The organism is Sporanaerobium hydrogeniformans, assembly GCF_002735925.1.
GTDB classification, from domain to species: Bacteria; Bacillota; Clostridia; order Lachnospirales; family Cellulosilyticaceae; genus Sporanaerobium; species Sporanaerobium hydrogeniformans.
Genome location: NZ_PEDL01000002.1, coordinates 185,773 through 203,233 on the forward strand (window position 1 = coordinate 185,773; position 17,461 = coordinate 203,233).

Below are 17,461 nucleotides of genomic sequence, written 5' to 3' on the forward strand. Positions count from 1 at the left end.
AATGATAAAAACCTTTAAAATGAAACTTTATCCGGGAATGGAAGCAGAGTATGAGAAAAGACATAATGAATTGTGGCCTGAGATGATTGATATGATTCATGAGCATGGTGGTAAAAATTATACCATTTCATTAGATCCAGAGAGTTTGATACTTTATGGTTATATTGAAATAGAGGATGAAGAAAAATGGAGTAGAAGTGCAGATACACCTATTAATCGTAAATGGTGGGATTTTATGGCTGATATTATGGAAACAAATGCAGATAATAGTCCTGTTTGTAAGGATTTAAAAGTTTTATTTCATTTAGATTAATGGTGAAGTCTGTTTTTCTTGAATGGATAGGTACATGAACAAAAAGCCGTCTAGATAAATAGATGTTCTTATTTTACAAGAATATTTATTTATCTAGGCGGCTTTTTAAGTCGTATTTTTTAAATACTTGAGAGATTATCAGTAGTTTATAGAAAAAAACTTATGATAAATAGGTTCGTAGAATGGAAAAACTCTAGCAGTCTTTAAATTTTGTATAAAAGCTTTAAATTTTAGATATTATACTGAAATCAAAGCAGTTATACTATAGAAAACAGAAAGGGAGATTGACTATGACTTATTTCAAACCTGATCAAACCATGAAACCAGAGCTGTGGCAAGCACAGTGGATTTGGCTAAACAAACAAAAATATGCAGACTATCAAAAGACACATTACACTTATTTTAGCGATAAACAAGATATGCACTATGCTTTGGCTTTATTTCGTAAGCAATTTGAGGTAAATAAAGCTATCAAGAAGGTCATGCTCTATATCAGTGCGGACGTCAAATATAGACTACATATTAATGGAGAAAGAGTAGGACGAGGACCAGCAGAAATTGGGGGAGATTACGGTAATCAAGATGTATTAGATTACTGGTTTTATGATACCTATGAAGTGAAGGAGTCTATCAAACAGGGAACTAATATACTGGGTGTAGAAATTTCTTTGCAAACAGGTATACAATGTGATTATTCTCAGGGACAAGGTGGACTAATTTTGGAAATGCATATTCAGTATAGTGATGGTACTGAGGAAACGATTATCTCTGATGAAACGTTTAAGGCAGTAAGAAATGAAGCAGCACTTGAGGCGGATTGCTATGATGCAAGGTTAGATAGAGGGGAGTGGTTAAAGGACAACTTCGACGATACAAGCTGGGAACAAGCAGAAGTTATTCCTTCAAGAAGTCTGATTCATAAACCTATTCCTCATTTGACAGAAGAAATGTTATACCCTAAAACGGTTCTTATTCATTATCCACAGTATGAAACCCGAATACAAGATAAAGAAAATTTACTTCAAGAAGCAGGAGAGACGCTTTTAACGAAGGGCTCTCCACTTACGTTTAGTTTGGATTTTGGAAGAATTTACTCCGGTAGAATTCAGTTAGAAATAGAAGGTGCAGCAGGAACACATCTCACTTTTTATACTCAAGAAATAGCAGGGAAAAATGAACAAAAGATCGTGTATACGCTGAAAGAAGGTTTACAAACTTTTGAGAATATGAACCTTTTAAGTGTGCGCTACTTATATCTAACGGTTTCCAATTTCACATCCCCTATTCGTATTAAAAAAATAGGTCTTCTTTTTTCACATTATCCTACACCAAGGCAAGGCTATTTTCAGTGTAATGACTCTTTACTAACAGCCATTTATGAGGCAGGTAAAAACACTTTAGAAATGTGTCGTCAAAGTTATCACTTAGATTCGCCGATTCACCAAGAAGCCTTAGGGTGTACGGGAGATTATATGATACTGAGTTTAATGAACTATTATGTATTTGGAGATAAGCATTTAAGTCGACTGGATATATGGCGTACGGCACAGATGCTTAAGAAGCATCAAGGTTTTATGTTTCATACCAGCTATAGCTTGCTATATGTCCAGATGGTTAAGGACTATGTCTTCTTTACAGGAGATCAAACGATCTTGGAGGATGTTCTGCCAGTTATTGAAGCACTGATGACTCGTTTTAAAGGTTATATAGGTTCAAGTGGAACGATTGAACAGGCTCCCAATTATATGTTTATGGATTGGGTACCTTGTGGAACCTATAATTTACATCATCCACCTAAGACTGTAGGGCAAGGTTATCTGACAGCCTTTTATTATAAGGCACTTCAAGATGTTGCACATCTAGAAGCGTTAAGAGGAAGAGACGCAGAAGAAAGAAGCTATAGGCAAGAAGCAGAGCAGTTAAAAAAGGCTTTTCATGCTTGTTTTTGGGTAGAAGAAAAAGGACTTTACTGTGATGGTAGAAAGGGAGATGTTCCTACTGTGCCTAATGAATGGCTACCAGCTGATACGGAAGAAATCCATTTTAGTCAGCACACCAATGCGTTGGCAGTGCTTTATGATTTAGCCCCTCAACCTTTACATCAGTCCATTATGTATCAGGTAGTAACAGAGCCAACTTTGACCCAAGCCCAGCCTTACTTTATGCATTTTGTTTTAGAGGCCATCCATCATGCGGGTTTATTTAATGAACAAGGTTTAAAGCAAATCAGACGATGGAAGAGGTTGTTAGAAGAAAATGAAGCGACATTAAAAGAAGTGTGGGAAGGATTTGATTGCGATTATAGCCATGCTTGGGGAGGCACTCCGACCTATCAATTACCTTCTAAAGTATTAGGGATTAGACCTCTTAAATCAGCTTTTGAGGAGGTACTTATTATGCCACAAATGGGAGATTTAGAGTGGGCAGAGGGAAGTATTCCACTTCCAACAGGTAATCTTCAAGTAAGGGTAGAACAGACGAATAAAGAGTATAGACTCCATATCATATGTCCAAAGGAATGTAACATAGTGTTTCAATGGCCAGTAGAAGCAAGCCAGGTATATAAAGGAGAAACATTGGAAGGTGAAAAAAGCTATCAAGTAATCTATATGCATTCCATGGAATAAATTTTTCTATTTATTCGAAAAGGCAATTATTTTATGAAGATAAGGTTAAAGTATAAGGGAAAAAAGTTAGTATATTCATTAAAAACTATCTAAAGAGAGGTTTTAATTAGGTGTTGAACCTTAATAAAGAAGGAGAATAAGAAATGCCAGCATTAGATATGCCATTAGAAGAACTTAAATGTTACAACGGAAAAAGTCCAAAACCTCAAGATTTTGATACATATTGGGAAAAAGCACTGAAAGAAATGCAGGCTATAGATCCTCAAATAGAATTGATTCCTGCACCTTTCACCTGTGATTTTGCAGAATGTTTTGATTTGTATTTTATCGGAGTAAAGGGTGCGAGGATTCATGCTAAATACTTACGTCCTAAAAACAGGAAGCAAAAAGCACCAGCCATTTTGCAGTTCCATGGCTACAAAGGGGATGCAGGGGCATGGTATAGTAAGTTAGGACTTGTTGCTGAAGGATATTGTGTGGCTGCCTTAGATTGTAGAGGACAAGCAGGTAAGTCGGAAGATGTCGGAGGAGTAACTGGTGGAACAGTGATGGGACATATTATAAGGGGGATTGAAGATGATCCTCAAGAATTACTGTTTAGACATATCTTTTTAGATACGGCACAATTAGCTCAGGTTGTGATGTCTTTTGAAGAGGTAGACGAAACCCGTGTAGCGGCTATGGGAAGTTCACAGGGCGGAGCATTGACTATAGCTTGTGCTAGTTTGGTACCTGAAATTAAATTGGCACTTAGTACCTATCCTTTTCTAGCTGATTATAAGCGGGTTTGGGAAATGGATATGACACGAAGAGCGTATGAAGAACTACATTATTATTTTAGAACGAGAGATCCCCGACACGAAAGAGAAGAAGAAATTTTTTACAAACTAGGTTATATTGATATTCAGAATTTATGTACTCGTATTAAAGCAAAAGTCATCATGTACACAGGACTTATTGATGATATTTGCCCTCCATCTACTCAGTTTGCTGTTTATAACAAAATCTTATCAAAAAAGGAACATATTATTTATCCTGACTTTGGACATGAGTATTTGCCTGATTCTGATGATATGAATTTTAAATATCTCAAAGAAATATTAGAAAAAAAGTAAATGGATTAAAAAATAGATTTATATAAAATAAAAGATATTAATGAATAAAAGAACATGAGGAACGTTATATGGAGGATAAAAAAACATTATTAAAAAAATATGATGTAGTGGTTATAGGAGGAGGGATGGCAGGGATTTGTAGTGCACTAGCTAGTAGTAGGCAGGGTGTAAAAACAGCCTTAATACATAACAGGCCTGTATTAGGAGGAAATGCAAGCTTCTATATTTATAGATTATGCAAACCTATGGTAGTGAGAAAGCTTCTCTGTTTGAAATGAGAATTTATTAGAAAAAAGAGAAATAAATAGGCAATCAGTGATAATTACAAATAAGCTTTAAATGATAAGTTGGATAGACATTTTCAAGACAATAGATGATGAATAGGATGGTTAAAAGTAATTATAGCCTACTGTAATAGGACTAAAATTCCCTTTATACAGTAGGCTATTTAACGGTTGAAATTAGTTTAATTTCTTGAAGTGAGCTTAACGTTTACTCAGTTTTTCGTAAATCTCATTATACCATAAGGCATTATTTACAGGAGTATTAGGAGGTATATGATTACCAACTGCCATAATAAAACCAGGACATTTTTTTCCAATATCCATGCAACGTTTTACTTCTTGCTCAATATCTTGTTTTGTACCGTAAAGAAGAATACGTGTATCAGCATTTCCTACAAAGGAGTGCGTTTTACCATACTTTTCAGCGATATAAGCCATATCGGTTGAGGGTTCAAGGACAAATCCATGAACACCTGTAGCAGCAATGTCATCTATAAATTCTGTATAATTGCCATCAGAGGTATAAATAATTTTTTTGCCGGCTTCTTTAAGGGGTTCAAATAGCTTTTTATAATTAGGGAAAATGTACTGGCGGTACCATTCAGGCTTTAAAAACGCACCTTGAGTCCAAACGATATCATCATGAATCATAACAACAGGACTTTTAGATTCTGCTAATCCTTCAAAATAGTGACTAATCCATTTGGCATAGCGATTGGTCATTTCACCAAATCCCTTACTATCAATGCCAGCTGCCATGAGTAGCATATCCCAACCGAGCATCTCAATAAGACCGGACATACAAGTTACATAAATACCTGTCATATTGACACATTCAGGGTAATCACTGACCATTTTGTCGTAGTTAGCATTGTAGTCTTGAATAATTTGCTGGCGATCTCTTATCCCATACTGTTCCATGGGGTCAAAATCAAGCACATCTTCTGGGTCTTCAAAGGGACAAAAAATTTGATTGTTGAAATCAGTTCCTTCAGCTGCATAACTTGCATGCCCCATACTGGTTTTAAAATCTCCAAAAACCTCATTATAGGTTAAAATATTCCAAAAGAAATCATAATTCCAAGCTTTTACGAAGGCATTAGAAGCTTCTTGTTGCAAAGCTTGTGGGCTATGTGCTGTTACTGCTTTTCCTGTAACTTTATTGACTAAGTCCCAGTGAAAATGAGCAGAATATTCTGTACGTGGTACACGATCGCTCATTTCTAATTGAATAGCTGCTAAACCATGTTTATAAGACATTTTATCGTCCTCCTTTATTTTTTTATCTCTCTACAGAATAAACAGCTTCTATATTTTCAATAGGTACATCTGATTCGAAGGCCTGACTTGCCATAAGAATATATCCCCCATTTTGATGTAAGATGTTCATATATTTGCGAACTTCAGCTTGAACTTCAGCAGCTGTGCCAAAAGGCAATATACCTTGTGTATCAATACCACCATGAAAAGTGATTTGCCCACCAAATTTTTCTCTTAACGTTTCAGGCTCTAAGCCTTCAACTTTTTGTAAAGGTTCCAGTATATCCACACCACATCGAATTAATTCGGGAATAATAGGTTGCACAGCTCCGCAAGAGTGTTGTTGATAAAAGGCATTGTACTTATGAGCAAGTTGGACTAACTTTTTAGTATTTTCTTCAAAGAATTGTTTCCACATGTCTACACTAAATAAAAGTGAAATTTGGGTGCCATAATCATCATGTGGTCTTAAAATATCAATTTGACCTTCTGCTGCTTTAAAGATTCTTTCATAGTAATCTAATTCAAACTCTACCATTTTATCAAGTATGCTTTGGGCCACTTCGGGCGCATCAATCATCAGCATAAAGAACTTTTCCATACTAATGAGATAGGTTACGATTTGAAAAGGTCCTTCATGACCAACAACGATAGCTTTATCTTGATAGCGTTTGCACTGCTCTTTAAGGTCTTCATAGTCAAACCAATCTGCACTTGGCCAATTGAAGGCTTCTACATCTTCAATGGTTTCAACATGCTCGAGGGGAAAGAAAGTAGTAGTACCATATTTATCCCCATCTAATACAGTGAAGGTTTCTTCAAAACCCCAAAAAGTTTGTCTGACTTCACGACCTTGTGGATCGGTATACACTTTAAGTTCAGGTCCGATATATTTAGGGGATACATAGCGTGTATCAATGTTAAAACGTTCAAATAACTGTTCACGGTCAGTATAACCGTAGTGATTCATGAGCTTTTCCACGACAGGATCTACTGCTTCAAAAGCTGCAGGAATACGGTCTGGACGCTGATGTTGAATAGCTCTTCTTACTCTTTCTTTAGATGTCATCTTAATTCCTCCCTATGTATGATAAGTATTTAATATATGTTATTTTTAGTATAAAGTATAAAAATCTAACATGTTATGTATAAAACAATCTACTAATAGTATAAATTTGTTCTGAAATAAAGAAAGGATATAAAAATGAAAAAATATTCCGACTGCTCACAGCCATTTAATTATAGAAGTGAAGCAGTTTATATGCCAGAAACATACCTCTATTTAGTGAATCGGGCAGGTCATGGTAGAGTGAATAAAGGATTTCAAATCATTAGGGATAGCAGTTATGACTATTCGTTATTCCATTATGTTTATCAAGGGAGTGGACTGCTTATAGTAGGTAAGAAAGAATATAAATTAAGTAAAGGTGATCTATTTATATTGGGAACGAGGGAACCTCATATTTATAGAAGTAATGATACCGATAGATTAGAACTTTTATGGATAGAATTTTATGGGAGCAATAGTACTCAGCTTGTTAATATTATACTGAATAAAGGCAGGCATGTCCTTCACGCTCCTGAAACGGATAGTTTAAGAGAGCAATTAATTACTTTATTAGAAGTACTAAAAGAAAGTCCCCCTATTAATGTTTTTGAAATATCTATTTTACTTTATACGTTAATGTGTACAACCATTAAAATATACAAAAAATACCCACAGCATCAGATAGTTTATCCTGCTCACATAGATAGAGGGCTAAAGTACATAAAAGAGCATTTACATACTACTATTAATATTACAGATTTAGCACGATACGTACATTGTAGTCTTTCTTACTTTACAAAAAGTTTTTCTAAAGCAATGGGTGTAACACCTACTCAATATATTATGATGTTAAAAGTAGAGGAAGCTACAAGGCTTTTAACAATAGGTTCACCTACTTGTGAAGATTTAGCTCAATCCTTAGGATTTTATGATGCCACGCACTTTATAAGGACCTATAAAAAATATACAGGACAGACACCCAAACAATTTAAGGTAAGTCAGATTAAAATGGATAAAAAGTATTAGTTATATTATTTAGATTATTTGACAAGAAATATTATAAAAACATCTCTATTTAGTTCTATGGATGAAATTACTATAAAAATTGGAGGATGCTACTAAGATGAGCGAAACAAATAGTTATAAATATAGCTTGATAGGAAAAATGCCTGCGAGTTGGTATAAAGACAGTTGGAAAGATGCTTTTCCAGCTGGGAATGGTGAGGTAGGTATTTCTGTATATGGAGCAGTGAAAGAAGAAACAATACTCATTAATCATTGTGAGTTATGGCATTGGGGAAAGAGAAGTGATTTGCCAGATGTTAGTGAAAGTTTAAAACAAACAAGAGAACTTCTTGATGAGAGAAAATATTTAGAAGCTAATGAGGTTTCTTCAAAAGCATTACATGATAAGGGCTATATAGCAGATCTCTATAAACCTTGTCCATTAGGTGATCTTAAAGTACATATGCATCAAGAAGGGGTTTTTCAAAACTACAACAGGCAATTAAATATGGAAACGGGAGAGGTTGTAGTTAGCTGGGAATGTGATCAAGTAGAGTATAAACGTCAAGCTTTTGTATCTCGCCAAGATGGAGTGGTTGTTTATCGCATGAAGACGAGTAAACCCATTTTAGGAGCTGATGTATGGTTACAGGTGCATCAGACAGAATTTGAAGATTATACTAAAAAACTAGAACAAATAAAAGAAAGTATAGAAAATAGAGCAGAGGGACATAGCCTATACTACGCTGCAACCAATGAAGATGGTACAGATTATGGGGTTATAGGACGTATTTTAACTTGTGATGGTCAAGTTGTAGCAGACCAAGACAAACTAGTCATAAAAGAGGCTAGTGAAGTAACGATGGTTTTTAAAGCATTTGCGTGTGCAAAAAGAAAAGAGGTATATAGAGAGGCAGAAGAACAATTTAAGGAGCTTCATCAATCGTATCAAGCACTTTTAGCTGAACATGTCACTTTACATCAAGCATTATTCCACTCGGCTTCTCTTACTCTTTGTACAGATAAAACAGAAAAAAATAGTAACGAAGAATTACTTTTAGAAGCATATAGTGAAGGTAGCTCACCTCGTTTATTAGAAAAATTATGGCACTATGGGCGTTACCTCTTTATATCAGGTACAGACAAAGATACTCAGCCCTTTAATTTGTATGGCTTATGGGGAGGACGCTATGATCTTTTATGGAGCCATAATATGACCAATGTCAATATTCAAATGATGTATTGGCAGGCACCAATGGGTGGATATAGTGAGGTAATGAAAGCATTAATTACTTATTATGTAGACTTGATGGGAGATTTCCGTGAGAATGCAAAAAAAATATTTGGACTTCCAGGTATCTACATGTCAGCAGGCTCTACGCCTGGTTATGGTATTGCCAATCAAATTGTTCCTGTTATTACGAACTGGATTGGAGGAGCAGGTTGGATGGCATCCCATTTTTATGAATACTATACCTACACCTTAGATGAAAAAACGCTACATAATGCGATCTTACCTTTTATGTTAGAAACATTAGCCTTTTATGAAGCTTTTATGGTTCTAGATGAAAAAGGCTATTATAAGATTTATCCTTCTATATCTCCAGAGAATACGCCTGGGAATTTGAATAAGAAGCCATTTAGGCATATGAGTCATGCTAGTCCTACAGCTAAAAACGCCACAATGGATTTTGCTATCATTAAAGAATTTTTAAATCATTTTATAGCTTTATGTGAAAATTTACCTGACTATAAGAAGGAAGTAGAGAAGTGCAAAGAGATGTTAAAGCATTTTCCAAAGTATCAGATTAACAGTGAAGGGGCTATCAAAGAATGGATGGATGATGAGCTAGAGGATTTTTACTATCATCGTCATTTATCACATTGTTATCCTATTTTTCCAGGGAAGGAGATGGTAAGCCAGAAAGATACACCTCTAGGTATAGCTTTTAAAAAGGCAGTGGATTTAAGGATATTAGGCGGACAATCCGGCTGGTCTCTAGCCTTTATGGCATGTTTAAATGCACGATTAGGTAGAGGGAATGAAGCACTTTTATGTCTAAATCAAATAACGCGGTCTTGTTTAACCAATAGTTTATTTACCCTTCATAATGATTGGAGGAAAATGGGCATGACATTAGATATGACAGGTGAAATGGAGGATATTGCTCCCGTACAATTAGATGCTAACTTAGGATTAGTAGCAGCGATTCAGGAGATGCTACTTTATACAGACCAAAAAGTATTAAAGCTTCTACCTGCATTGCCAGATAAGTGGCAACAAGGTGCCTTTAAAGATTTCCATTTTTCTAGAGGAACAATTTCCATTGAATGGGATAAACAACAAGGCTGGTTAAAAGGAGAGCTGAAAGCTACTCAAAAAACAACTATTACCCTTGAATTTCCAGATTTCTTAAGAGGCAAAAGTGTACAAATAAAGGCTACTCAAACGATTAAGCAAAAGCTTCATGAGATAATTGAGTTTAATTTAGAACAAGGTGAAACGATTACTTTTCATAGTAAATAGAATTTAATAACTTATAGATGAACCCCTTAGAATCTATAGATTAGATGATAGGGGGTTTTTAATGGTAATTGATAAGAAGATAAAAAATCACATTAAGTTAATGGTACAAGTTACAGCTAAAGTAAACATATAGTATAAGCTGATGCAAGTAAATAATTTGGTTTTCTGTGCGAATGAAAAGAAAAAACTATAAAATCAAATAAAAATACAAAAATAATATAAAATTTCTTAGAAATTATTTTCTGTAAATTCTATACTCATTTTATCAATTAATTAAAATAAAAGGAGTTGGAAATATGAATTCAATGGAACGTGTAGTTACTGCATTACAACACAAGCAAGCTGACAGAGTACCTGTCTACCCTATTATAAGTGGTGCATCTAGAAGGCTTATTGGTGCATCTTATGAAGAGTGGGCTAATAATGCAGATGTTTGTAGTAGGGCACTTTTAAAAGCAAGAGAAGAATTTGAACTGGATTGTATTGTTACTTTGATTGATTTAAGTATAGAGTGTGATGCATGGGGGCAAAAACTTATTTATCCAGCAGATGAAGCGGCACATCCAGATTATAGTGAATGTATAATACAAGATATTGAGGATTATGTAAAGATTAAAAAAGTTGATTATACCACATCAAGGCGTATGATGATGCATATTGATACCTGTAAAAAGCTTGTAGAAGGTGCGCAAGGTGAATTTCCAGTTATAGCGTTTGTGTTTGGACCTTTAGGTATATTATCGATGCTTCGTAATCAACAAGATATGTATATGGACTTATATGATGATCCAGATGCTGTAAAAGAAGCAGCACGCCAAATTAACGAAACATTAAAAGATTATTGCCGGGCACTTATGAAGACAGGTGTAAATGGGATTATGTTAGATACTCTTTTTGCATCAGGTTCCATTATGTCTAAAGATATGTGGCGTGAAATGGAAGGTGATCTTTGCAAAGAGCTTGCAGATGTGATTCGTGAAGAAGGTGGTCTTGTAATGGTTCATAACTGTGGGCAAAAAATTTATTTCGATGTTCAAATTGAAACGATGAATCCTTGCGCTATTTCATTCCTTTATCCACCAGATGATTGTAAGGATTTTGTGGAATGTAAGGAGAAATATGGGGATCAAGTAACACTTATTGGTTGTGTAACACCTGCTAGTGCAGCTATTGGAACAGATGAAAACTGGATAGAAGAATGTAAACAAAGTATGGATGCTATGATGAAAGGTGGTGGGTTTATGCTAGCAACGGGTTGTGAATACCCTGCTAATGCAGCCTTTGATCGAGCAAAAATGATGGTGGAGCTAGCTAAAACTCATGGGAAATACAATTTATAATGTTTCCATTCGTGAGAAATCGCAGAAGCAATTTCCATGGCAGACTCAGTAAGTGTCCTTTCAAGAAGACCAGCTCGAATCAAAAAGAGTTATAAAATTGAATTAAGTGTTGAAGGACAAAAAACACCTCTCACAGCTCGCAAAGCGCCTGAATTCAAAGACTATTTTGATGTGCTATGGAAGGAGTTGGATGTGAATGACTGATGAGAGAAGTGAAGGCTATAAGCAGTTTATAAAAGATAAGAAAAGGAAACAGTGTATTATTCGTTTTTGGCAAATTGGACTAACCCTAGGTTTTATTATGTTATGGGAAGTACTTGCAAGACTGGAGATCATTAATACCTTTTTAGTAAGCAGTCCTTCACAAATTTATAAATTATTTTTAGTCTACTTGCAGGATGGGAGTTTATTTAAACATGTGGGTATCTCTGTGTGGGAAACAGTCTTAGGTTTTTCTTTGGGGACTTTTTTAGGGATACTCATTGCTATTATTTTATGGTGGTCTGAAACAGTAGCTAAGGTATGTGATCCTATTTTAGTTGTCTTAAATGCGTTACCTAAAACAGCCTTGGCTCCTATTTTGATCGTATGGGCAGGTGCAGGAATTGGTGGGATTGTGGTAACTGCTGTAACGATTTCTATTGTAACGACTATTTTATCAGCTTACAATTATTTTATAAATGCAGAGGAAGAAAAAATTAAAATGCTTAAAAGCTTTGGTGCAAATAAATATCAAATTTTAACCAAGCTTATTTTACCCTCTAATGTGGGAAATATCATAAATATTATAAAGATTAATATTGGGCTTTCCTGGGTAGGTGTTATTGTTGGTGAATTCCTTGTTTCGCGTTATGGACTAGGTTATCTTATTGTGTATGGTGGCCAGGTATTTCGTTTAGATCTTGTTATGCTAGGAGTTGTTGTACTTGCGTTTTGTGCTTTTGGTATGTATGAAATTGTAAACTTGATTGAGAAAATATATTCTGCCAAAAGAGTCACCAAACAAGCTAAAAGTGAGTATGCTATAGCAGAAGATTGTAAAAAAATACCAGTTAATAACGAGGTGAAATAATATGAAAAAAGTGAAAGCTCTTTGGGTGCTTGTTTTTGCCATGGTTCTTTCTATGTTAACAACAGGCTGTGGTGATAAAGGTTTAACACACATTAAATTAGCAGAAGTAACACATTCTGTTTTTTATGCTCCTCAATATGTTGCTCTTGAAAAAGGTTTTTTTAAAGAAGTAGGTTTAGATATCGAGCTTATTGGTACACAAGGTGCAGATAAGACAATGGCCGCGGTTCTTTCTGGTGAAGTACAAATTGGATTTATGGGACCAGAGGCTTCCATTTATGTGAATAATCAAGGTAATAAAGATTATGCGATTAATTTTGCACAAGTGACAAAAAGAGACGGAAGCTTTTTGGTTTCTAGACAGGAAGAACCTAACTTTGATTTTAAGACTTTAGCAGGTAAGGAAATCATTGGGGGACGAAAAGGTGGCGTTCCTGAAATGACACTAGAATATGTGCTTAAAAATAAAGGCTTAGTATTAGGTGAAGAGGTAGCAAGTGGTCAGGTAAATGTTCGTACAGATGTCCAATTTGCAGCTATGGGTGGTGCTTTTGTTGGTGGAGAAGGAGATTATGTTGCACTTTTCGAGCCGATAGCTACCTCTCTTGAAAAAGAAGGTAAAGGGTATGTTGTAGCTTCTATTGGAGCAGAATCAGGTGAAATTCCTTATACAGCTTATTCTGCTTTAAAATCTTATATGGAAAAAAATCCGAATACGATTCAAAAGTTTACAGATGCTCTTTATAAAGGGCAACAATTCGTTAAAAATAGTTCGGCAGAAGAAATCGCTAAAGTCATTGCACCTCAATTTAAAGAACTTAGTTTAGAAGATTTAACAGCTGTTGTACAGCGTTATAAAGATATTGACGCATGGTGTGAGACACCTGTTTTAAAAGAAGAAAGCTTTAATCGTTTAATGGATGTTATGGAAATGGCAGGCGAACTAAATAAACGTGCAGATTATGAGACGCTTGTTACAACAGTATTTGCAGAAAAAGCAATTAAGTAAGAGGATTAAAGATAAGGAGTTTGGCGTATACTGTGCAAATAAGACAGTTAACCAAACTCCATTTTTTATAAAAAAGGATACAAAGAGAAAGAAATTTGCTATAATGGGCAGGAGATAAATGTAAAAAGAAGTGAGGGATGCAATGTTTATTTTTATAGATATCACAACTTTGCAAAAAGAAGTGAAGCGTCTTATGGGAAGATGTCATGGTTGTGGGCAGCAAGGTTCACTTGTTTTAGTAAAGACCTATCAATGTTTAAGGGTATTTTTTATTCCTATTTGGCATTGGGGAACCCGCTACTTTTTGGTAGATCAAAGCTGCGGCAAACGTTATGAAATCAGTGAAGAGGATGGCGTTTTATTAACCTATGACAAAAAGGGGGTAGAAGCTTGCCGACCACTTCAAATAGAACAAATGCCTTTGAGTTGTCCAAGCTGTCAAAGAATTTTAGACAGAGATTATGATTTTTGCCCTTATTGTGGGGCAAGGAGAAAATAAAATGAAATGTAGAGAAAACTGTGGGGCATGTTGCATTGCCCCATCAATTACGACACCTATTCCAGGTATGCCACAAGGCAAAAAGGCAGGTCAGCGTTGTGTGCAACTGGATGAGTTTAACCGATGTAAAATTTTTGGAAGCCCTAGTAGACCAGAAGTATGTGGCAGATTAAAGCCTCATGAGGAAATGTGTGGTCATTCACAAGAAGAGGCCATGGCTTATTTAGAACATTTAGAAAAGCTAACAATGCCTACGGAGAGAGGAGAAAAGTAATGAGTTATTCAAAGCAGGATTTGATAGGTTATTTAAAGAAATTAAATATTGATCCGAAAGGGACGCTACTTGTTCATTCTTCGATGAAGAGTATAGGAGAAGTAGAAGGGGGAGCAGATACTGTACTTGATGCTTTGATGGAATACATGAAGGAAGGGCTTCTTGTACTACCAACCCATACCTGGGCGTATATTAATAAAGAAAATCCTAGGTTTTATTTAGAAGATAGTCCTTCTTGTGTAGGGATTTTGCCTGAGCTTTTTCGTAAGAGACCAGGTGTTGTTCGAGCTAAGCATCCCACACATTCTGTCGCAGCAATAGGTAAAGAAGCAGAAAGCTTTATTGCAGACTATGAGAAATGTGATACACCTTGTTCAAAAGAATCTCCTTGGGGCAAATTGCTTGAGCGAGAAGCTACTATTATGCTATTAGGAGTAGATCTTACTCGAAATACCTTTATACATGGAGTAGAGGAGTGGGCAGATATTCCAGGACGCCTAACAGATGAGCCTGAACCTTTGGTGGTTGTTTTAAAGGATGGTACAGAAATAGATGTGCCTTCTAGAAGACATTGTGGACTAAGATGGTCTTTGCATTTTTGGAAGGTAGATAAGTTCTTTCAAGAACGTCATGTAATGAAGATGGGGCATTTTGGTGATGCTGAGGTAAGGTGCTGTGAAGCTAAGCCAATGACAGAGTTACTCTTTCAAATGCTAGCCATTAATCCAGATTTATTTTCAGACAATGAACCTTTAGATCAAACACTCTATTTACATAGGGAAGGATGAGGAGAAGTGGGAATAGCTAAGACAAATGTCATGCGTCTATTAGATAAAGAAAAGATACCTTATGAGATAACCAGTTATGATATAAGCGATGGTAAAATAGATGGTGTAGCAGTAGCTGCCAAAATTGGTAAAGCACCTGAACAGGTTTATAAAACACTAGTAGTTTGTGGGCACTCAAAAAACTACTATGTTTTTGTTATTCCAGTTATCCAAGAACTCGATCTTAAAAAAGCCAGCAAAATAGTAGGTGAAAAAAATATAGAAATGCTTCATGTGAAAGATCTCCAAAAAGTAACTGGGTATATAAGAGGAGGGTGTTCACCTATAGGAATGAAAAAGCAATTTAAAACGTATATTCATGAGGCTGCTAAATCACAACAAAAGATTACCTTTAGTGCAGGGAAAGTTGGTTTTCAAGTGACCATTGCACCAGAGCATTTAAGCGCCTATATTAATGGAGATTTTGCAGATTTAGTAATAGATTAAAAGGGGCTGTCGCGCAATTAATCAATTAGATTAGTTGGGCGACAGCCCTACTTTTATACAAAATAATAAGGCAGGGGATAATCCCCTGCCTCTGTTGTTATACTAAGTTTATGAAAGACATCGTAAAACAACACAAACAGTATACTGAACTTAGAGGAGCTTATCAACTCCCCCTCCCTATAGATTTTGAAACTGCGGTTGCACCAGATGATTCTGTTCGGCTCCTTAGCCACATACTGGAGGAATTAAATTATACAAAATTATATCAGGCTTACTCTCACAAAGAGAGAAAACCCGGTGTCGAACCTAGAATCCTCTTTAAAGTAATCGTTTATGCCTTTATGGAAGGCATTTATTCTACACGTGAAATTGAAAAAGCATGTCAAAGAGATATTAACTTTAAATGGCTTTTATAAGGCTACCCAGCATTAAATCATTTTAACATTGCTAGATTTATCAAAGATTACCTCCGTGATTGTTTAGAAGATCTTTTTTATCAAATGATCCTTCTTTTACGCGATATTCATGAGATAAATTTTGATCATCTTTTTGTAGATGGCACAAAAATTGAAGCCAATGCTAATAAATATACTTTTGTATGGAAGAAAGTCATTCGTAAAAATGAAGATAAGATGCATACAAAAATAGAAGATCTTTTTAATCAAATAAACACAAATTACCTGGTAGATATAGCATTTGATCCTAAAAATGTAGCCACATCCTTATCCAAAGTATTATCCTTTCTAAAAACAAAACAATCTGATGAAGGCATTAGCTTTGTTCACGGCATAGGTAAATGAAAAACCCTTTTACAAAAACTCACCGAACAAACCCAAGCATTTTTAGAACGGCAACAAAAATATGATAACTGTAATGCATTGTTTAAAGGCAGAAATAGTTATTCAAAAACAGATACAGATGCCACTTTTATGCATATGAAAGATGACCCTATGAGAAATGCACAACTCAAACCTGGCTATAATGTTCAGATTGGTGTTGAAAGTGAATATATTATCGGCATGGATATTTATGCTGATCGTAGTGATGTTGCAACATTAATTCCTTTCCTAGAAAATCTCCATAATCATTTAGCTATTCGCTCTAAAAATATTATTGCAGATGCAGGGTATGAAAGTGAAGAAAACTATCTTTATCTTGAAGCAAATCATCAAAAACCTTATATTAAGCCTTCTATGTATGAAAAGTGGAAAAAGAAAAGTTTTAAAAATGATATAAGTAAGCGAGAAAACATGAATTACATGGAAGACGAAGATTATTATATTTGTGCTGCAAATAAATCATTAAAAGTACAAGGGATTAGCCACAAAACTTCGGCAAATGGTTATGTATCAGAAGTAACAACCTATGAGTGTGAAGACTGTACAGGTTGTAGGTATAAAGAAAAATGCACAAAGGGAAATAGACGCTTACAAGTCTCTAAAAAGTTTGTGGAAAAGAGAGCCATCTCATATGAAAATATAAAAACAGATGAGGGTATTCAGCTTAGGATGAATCGTTCTATTCAGGTTGAAGGGGCCTTTGGTGTACTCAAGTGGGATCATAATTTCACTAGATTTTTAAGACGTGGTAAAAATAACGTCAAAACTGAATTTATGCTCCTATGTTTTGCCTACAATATCAGAAAACTTCATTCAAAAATTCAAAATGAACGGTGTGAAAAACATCTACATCCATTAAAAACAGCCTAAATTTTAGAACTAATAATTATAGGTTTATTAAGATGCGCTAAAAATAAGGGATATTTATATACATAGATGTAAACTTCCATTTATATACATAACAAAAGAGTGCCA

General features: G+C 35.2%; 16 protein-coding genes and 1 pseudogene. 15 read left to right on the forward strand and 2 right to left on the reverse strand.

The genetic code is table 11. The features are described from left to right. The first annotated feature begins 1 nt into the window (after position 1). From rhaM to CS063_RS03805, 4 genes are all read left to right on the forward strand, one after another. Positions 2–313 (forward strand): L-rhamnose mutarotase, encoded by a 312-nt coding sequence (rhaM, locus tag CS063_RS03790; RefSeq protein ID WP_099448353.1) that lies wholly within the window; start codon positions 2–4, stop codon positions 311–313. 290 nt (positions 314–603) lie between these two features. Continuing rightward, the gene (locus tag CS063_RS03795; RefSeq protein ID WP_099448354.1) at positions 604–2,940 is read left to right on the forward strand and encodes an alpha-L-rhamnosidase-related protein; all 2,337 of its coding nucleotides are present in this window, start codon (positions 604–606) and stop codon (positions 2,938–2,940) included. Positions 2,941–3,083: 143 nt separating this feature from the next. After that, complete coding sequence (locus tag CS063_RS03800) at positions 3,084–4,055, forward strand: acetylxylan esterase (RefSeq protein ID WP_099448355.1); 972 nt, start codon at positions 3,084–3,086, stop codon at positions 4,053–4,055. 68 nt (positions 4,056–4,123) lie between these two features. Continuing rightward, positions 4,124–4,333, forward strand: coding sequence for an FAD-dependent oxidoreductase (locus tag CS063_RS03805; RefSeq protein WP_099448356.1), 210 nt, complete (start codon positions 4,124–4,126; stop codon positions 4,331–4,333). Between the two features lie 207 nt (positions 4,334–4,540). Here CS063_RS03805 and CS063_RS03810 read toward each other — a convergent pair whose 3' ends face one another. Continuing rightward, positions 4,541–5,599 (reverse strand): uroporphyrinogen decarboxylase family protein, encoded by a 1,059-nt coding sequence (locus tag CS063_RS03810; RefSeq protein WP_099448357.1) that lies wholly within the window; start codon positions 5,597–5,599, stop codon positions 4,541–4,543. A gap of 22 nt (positions 5,600–5,621) precedes the next feature. Then, a complete protein-coding gene (locus CS063_RS03815; RefSeq protein WP_099448358.1) occupies positions 5,622–6,668 on the reverse strand; it encodes a uroporphyrinogen decarboxylase family protein in 1,047 nt (348 codons plus the stop codon). Positions 6,669–6,803: 135 nt separating this feature from the next. On the opposite strand from CS063_RS03815, the gene CS063_RS03820 reads away from it, so the two are divergent. From CS063_RS03820 to CS063_RS03870, 11 genes and pseudogenes are all read left to right on the forward strand, one after another. After that, complete coding sequence (locus tag CS063_RS03820; RefSeq protein ID WP_099448359.1) at positions 6,804–7,673, forward strand: helix-turn-helix transcriptional regulator; 870 nt, start codon at positions 6,804–6,806, stop codon at positions 7,671–7,673. A gap of 97 nt (positions 7,674–7,770) precedes the next feature. Then, entirely contained in the window at positions 7,771–10,179 is a 2,409-nt protein-coding gene (locus CS063_RS03825) for a glycosyl hydrolase family 95 catalytic domain-containing protein (RefSeq protein ID WP_099448360.1), read from the forward strand. A gap of 296 nt (positions 10,180–10,475) precedes the next feature. Beyond that, on the forward strand, positions 10,476–11,519 hold the full coding sequence (locus tag CS063_RS03830) for a uroporphyrinogen decarboxylase family protein (RefSeq protein WP_099448361.1): 1,044 nt from the start codon (positions 10,476–10,478) through the stop codon (positions 11,517–11,519). 36 nt (positions 11,520–11,555) lie between these two features. After that, positions 11,556–11,723, forward strand: coding sequence for a hypothetical protein (locus tag CS063_RS03835; protein ID WP_180270666.1), 168 nt, complete (start codon positions 11,556–11,558; stop codon positions 11,721–11,723). Then, complete coding sequence (locus CS063_RS03840; protein WP_099448362.1) at positions 11,716–12,591, forward strand: ABC transporter permease; 876 nt, start codon at positions 11,716–11,718, stop codon at positions 12,589–12,591. Before CS063_RS03835 ends, CS063_RS03840 begins: the two co-directional genes overlap by 8 nt. Before the next feature lies 1 nt (position 12,592). Next, positions 12,593–13,600 carry an ABC transporter substrate-binding protein gene (locus CS063_RS03845; RefSeq protein WP_099448363.1) on the forward strand — a complete coding sequence of 336 codons (1,008 nt, stop codon included), beginning with the start codon at positions 12,593–12,595 and terminating at the stop codon, positions 13,598–13,600. A 142-nt stretch (positions 13,601–13,742) separates the two neighbouring features. Next, positions 13,743–14,099 carry a zinc ribbon domain-containing protein gene (locus CS063_RS03850; RefSeq protein ID WP_099448364.1) on the forward strand — a complete coding sequence of 119 codons (357 nt, stop codon included), beginning with the start codon at positions 13,743–13,745 and terminating at the stop codon, positions 14,097–14,099. A gap of 1 nt (position 14,100) precedes the next feature. Further along, positions 14,101–14,373, forward strand: a complete 273-nt coding sequence (locus CS063_RS03855) for a YkgJ family cysteine cluster protein (RefSeq protein ID WP_099448365.1) — start codon at positions 14,101–14,103, stop codon at positions 14,371–14,373. After that, complete coding sequence (locus CS063_RS03860) at positions 14,373–15,161, forward strand: AAC(3) family N-acetyltransferase (RefSeq protein ID WP_099448366.1); 789 nt, start codon at positions 14,373–14,375, stop codon at positions 15,159–15,161. Before CS063_RS03855 ends, CS063_RS03860 begins: the two co-directional genes overlap by 1 nt. A 6-nt stretch (positions 15,162–15,167) precedes the next feature. Then, entirely contained in the window at positions 15,168–15,647 is a 480-nt protein-coding gene (gene ybaK / locus CS063_RS03865) for a Cys-tRNA(Pro) deacylase (protein WP_099448367.1), read from the forward strand. 110 nt (positions 15,648–15,757) lie between these two features. Then, positions 15,758–17,356 (forward strand): annotated as a pseudogene (locus CS063_RS03870) (IS1182 family transposase). Positions 17,357–17,461 lie beyond the last annotated feature (105 nt).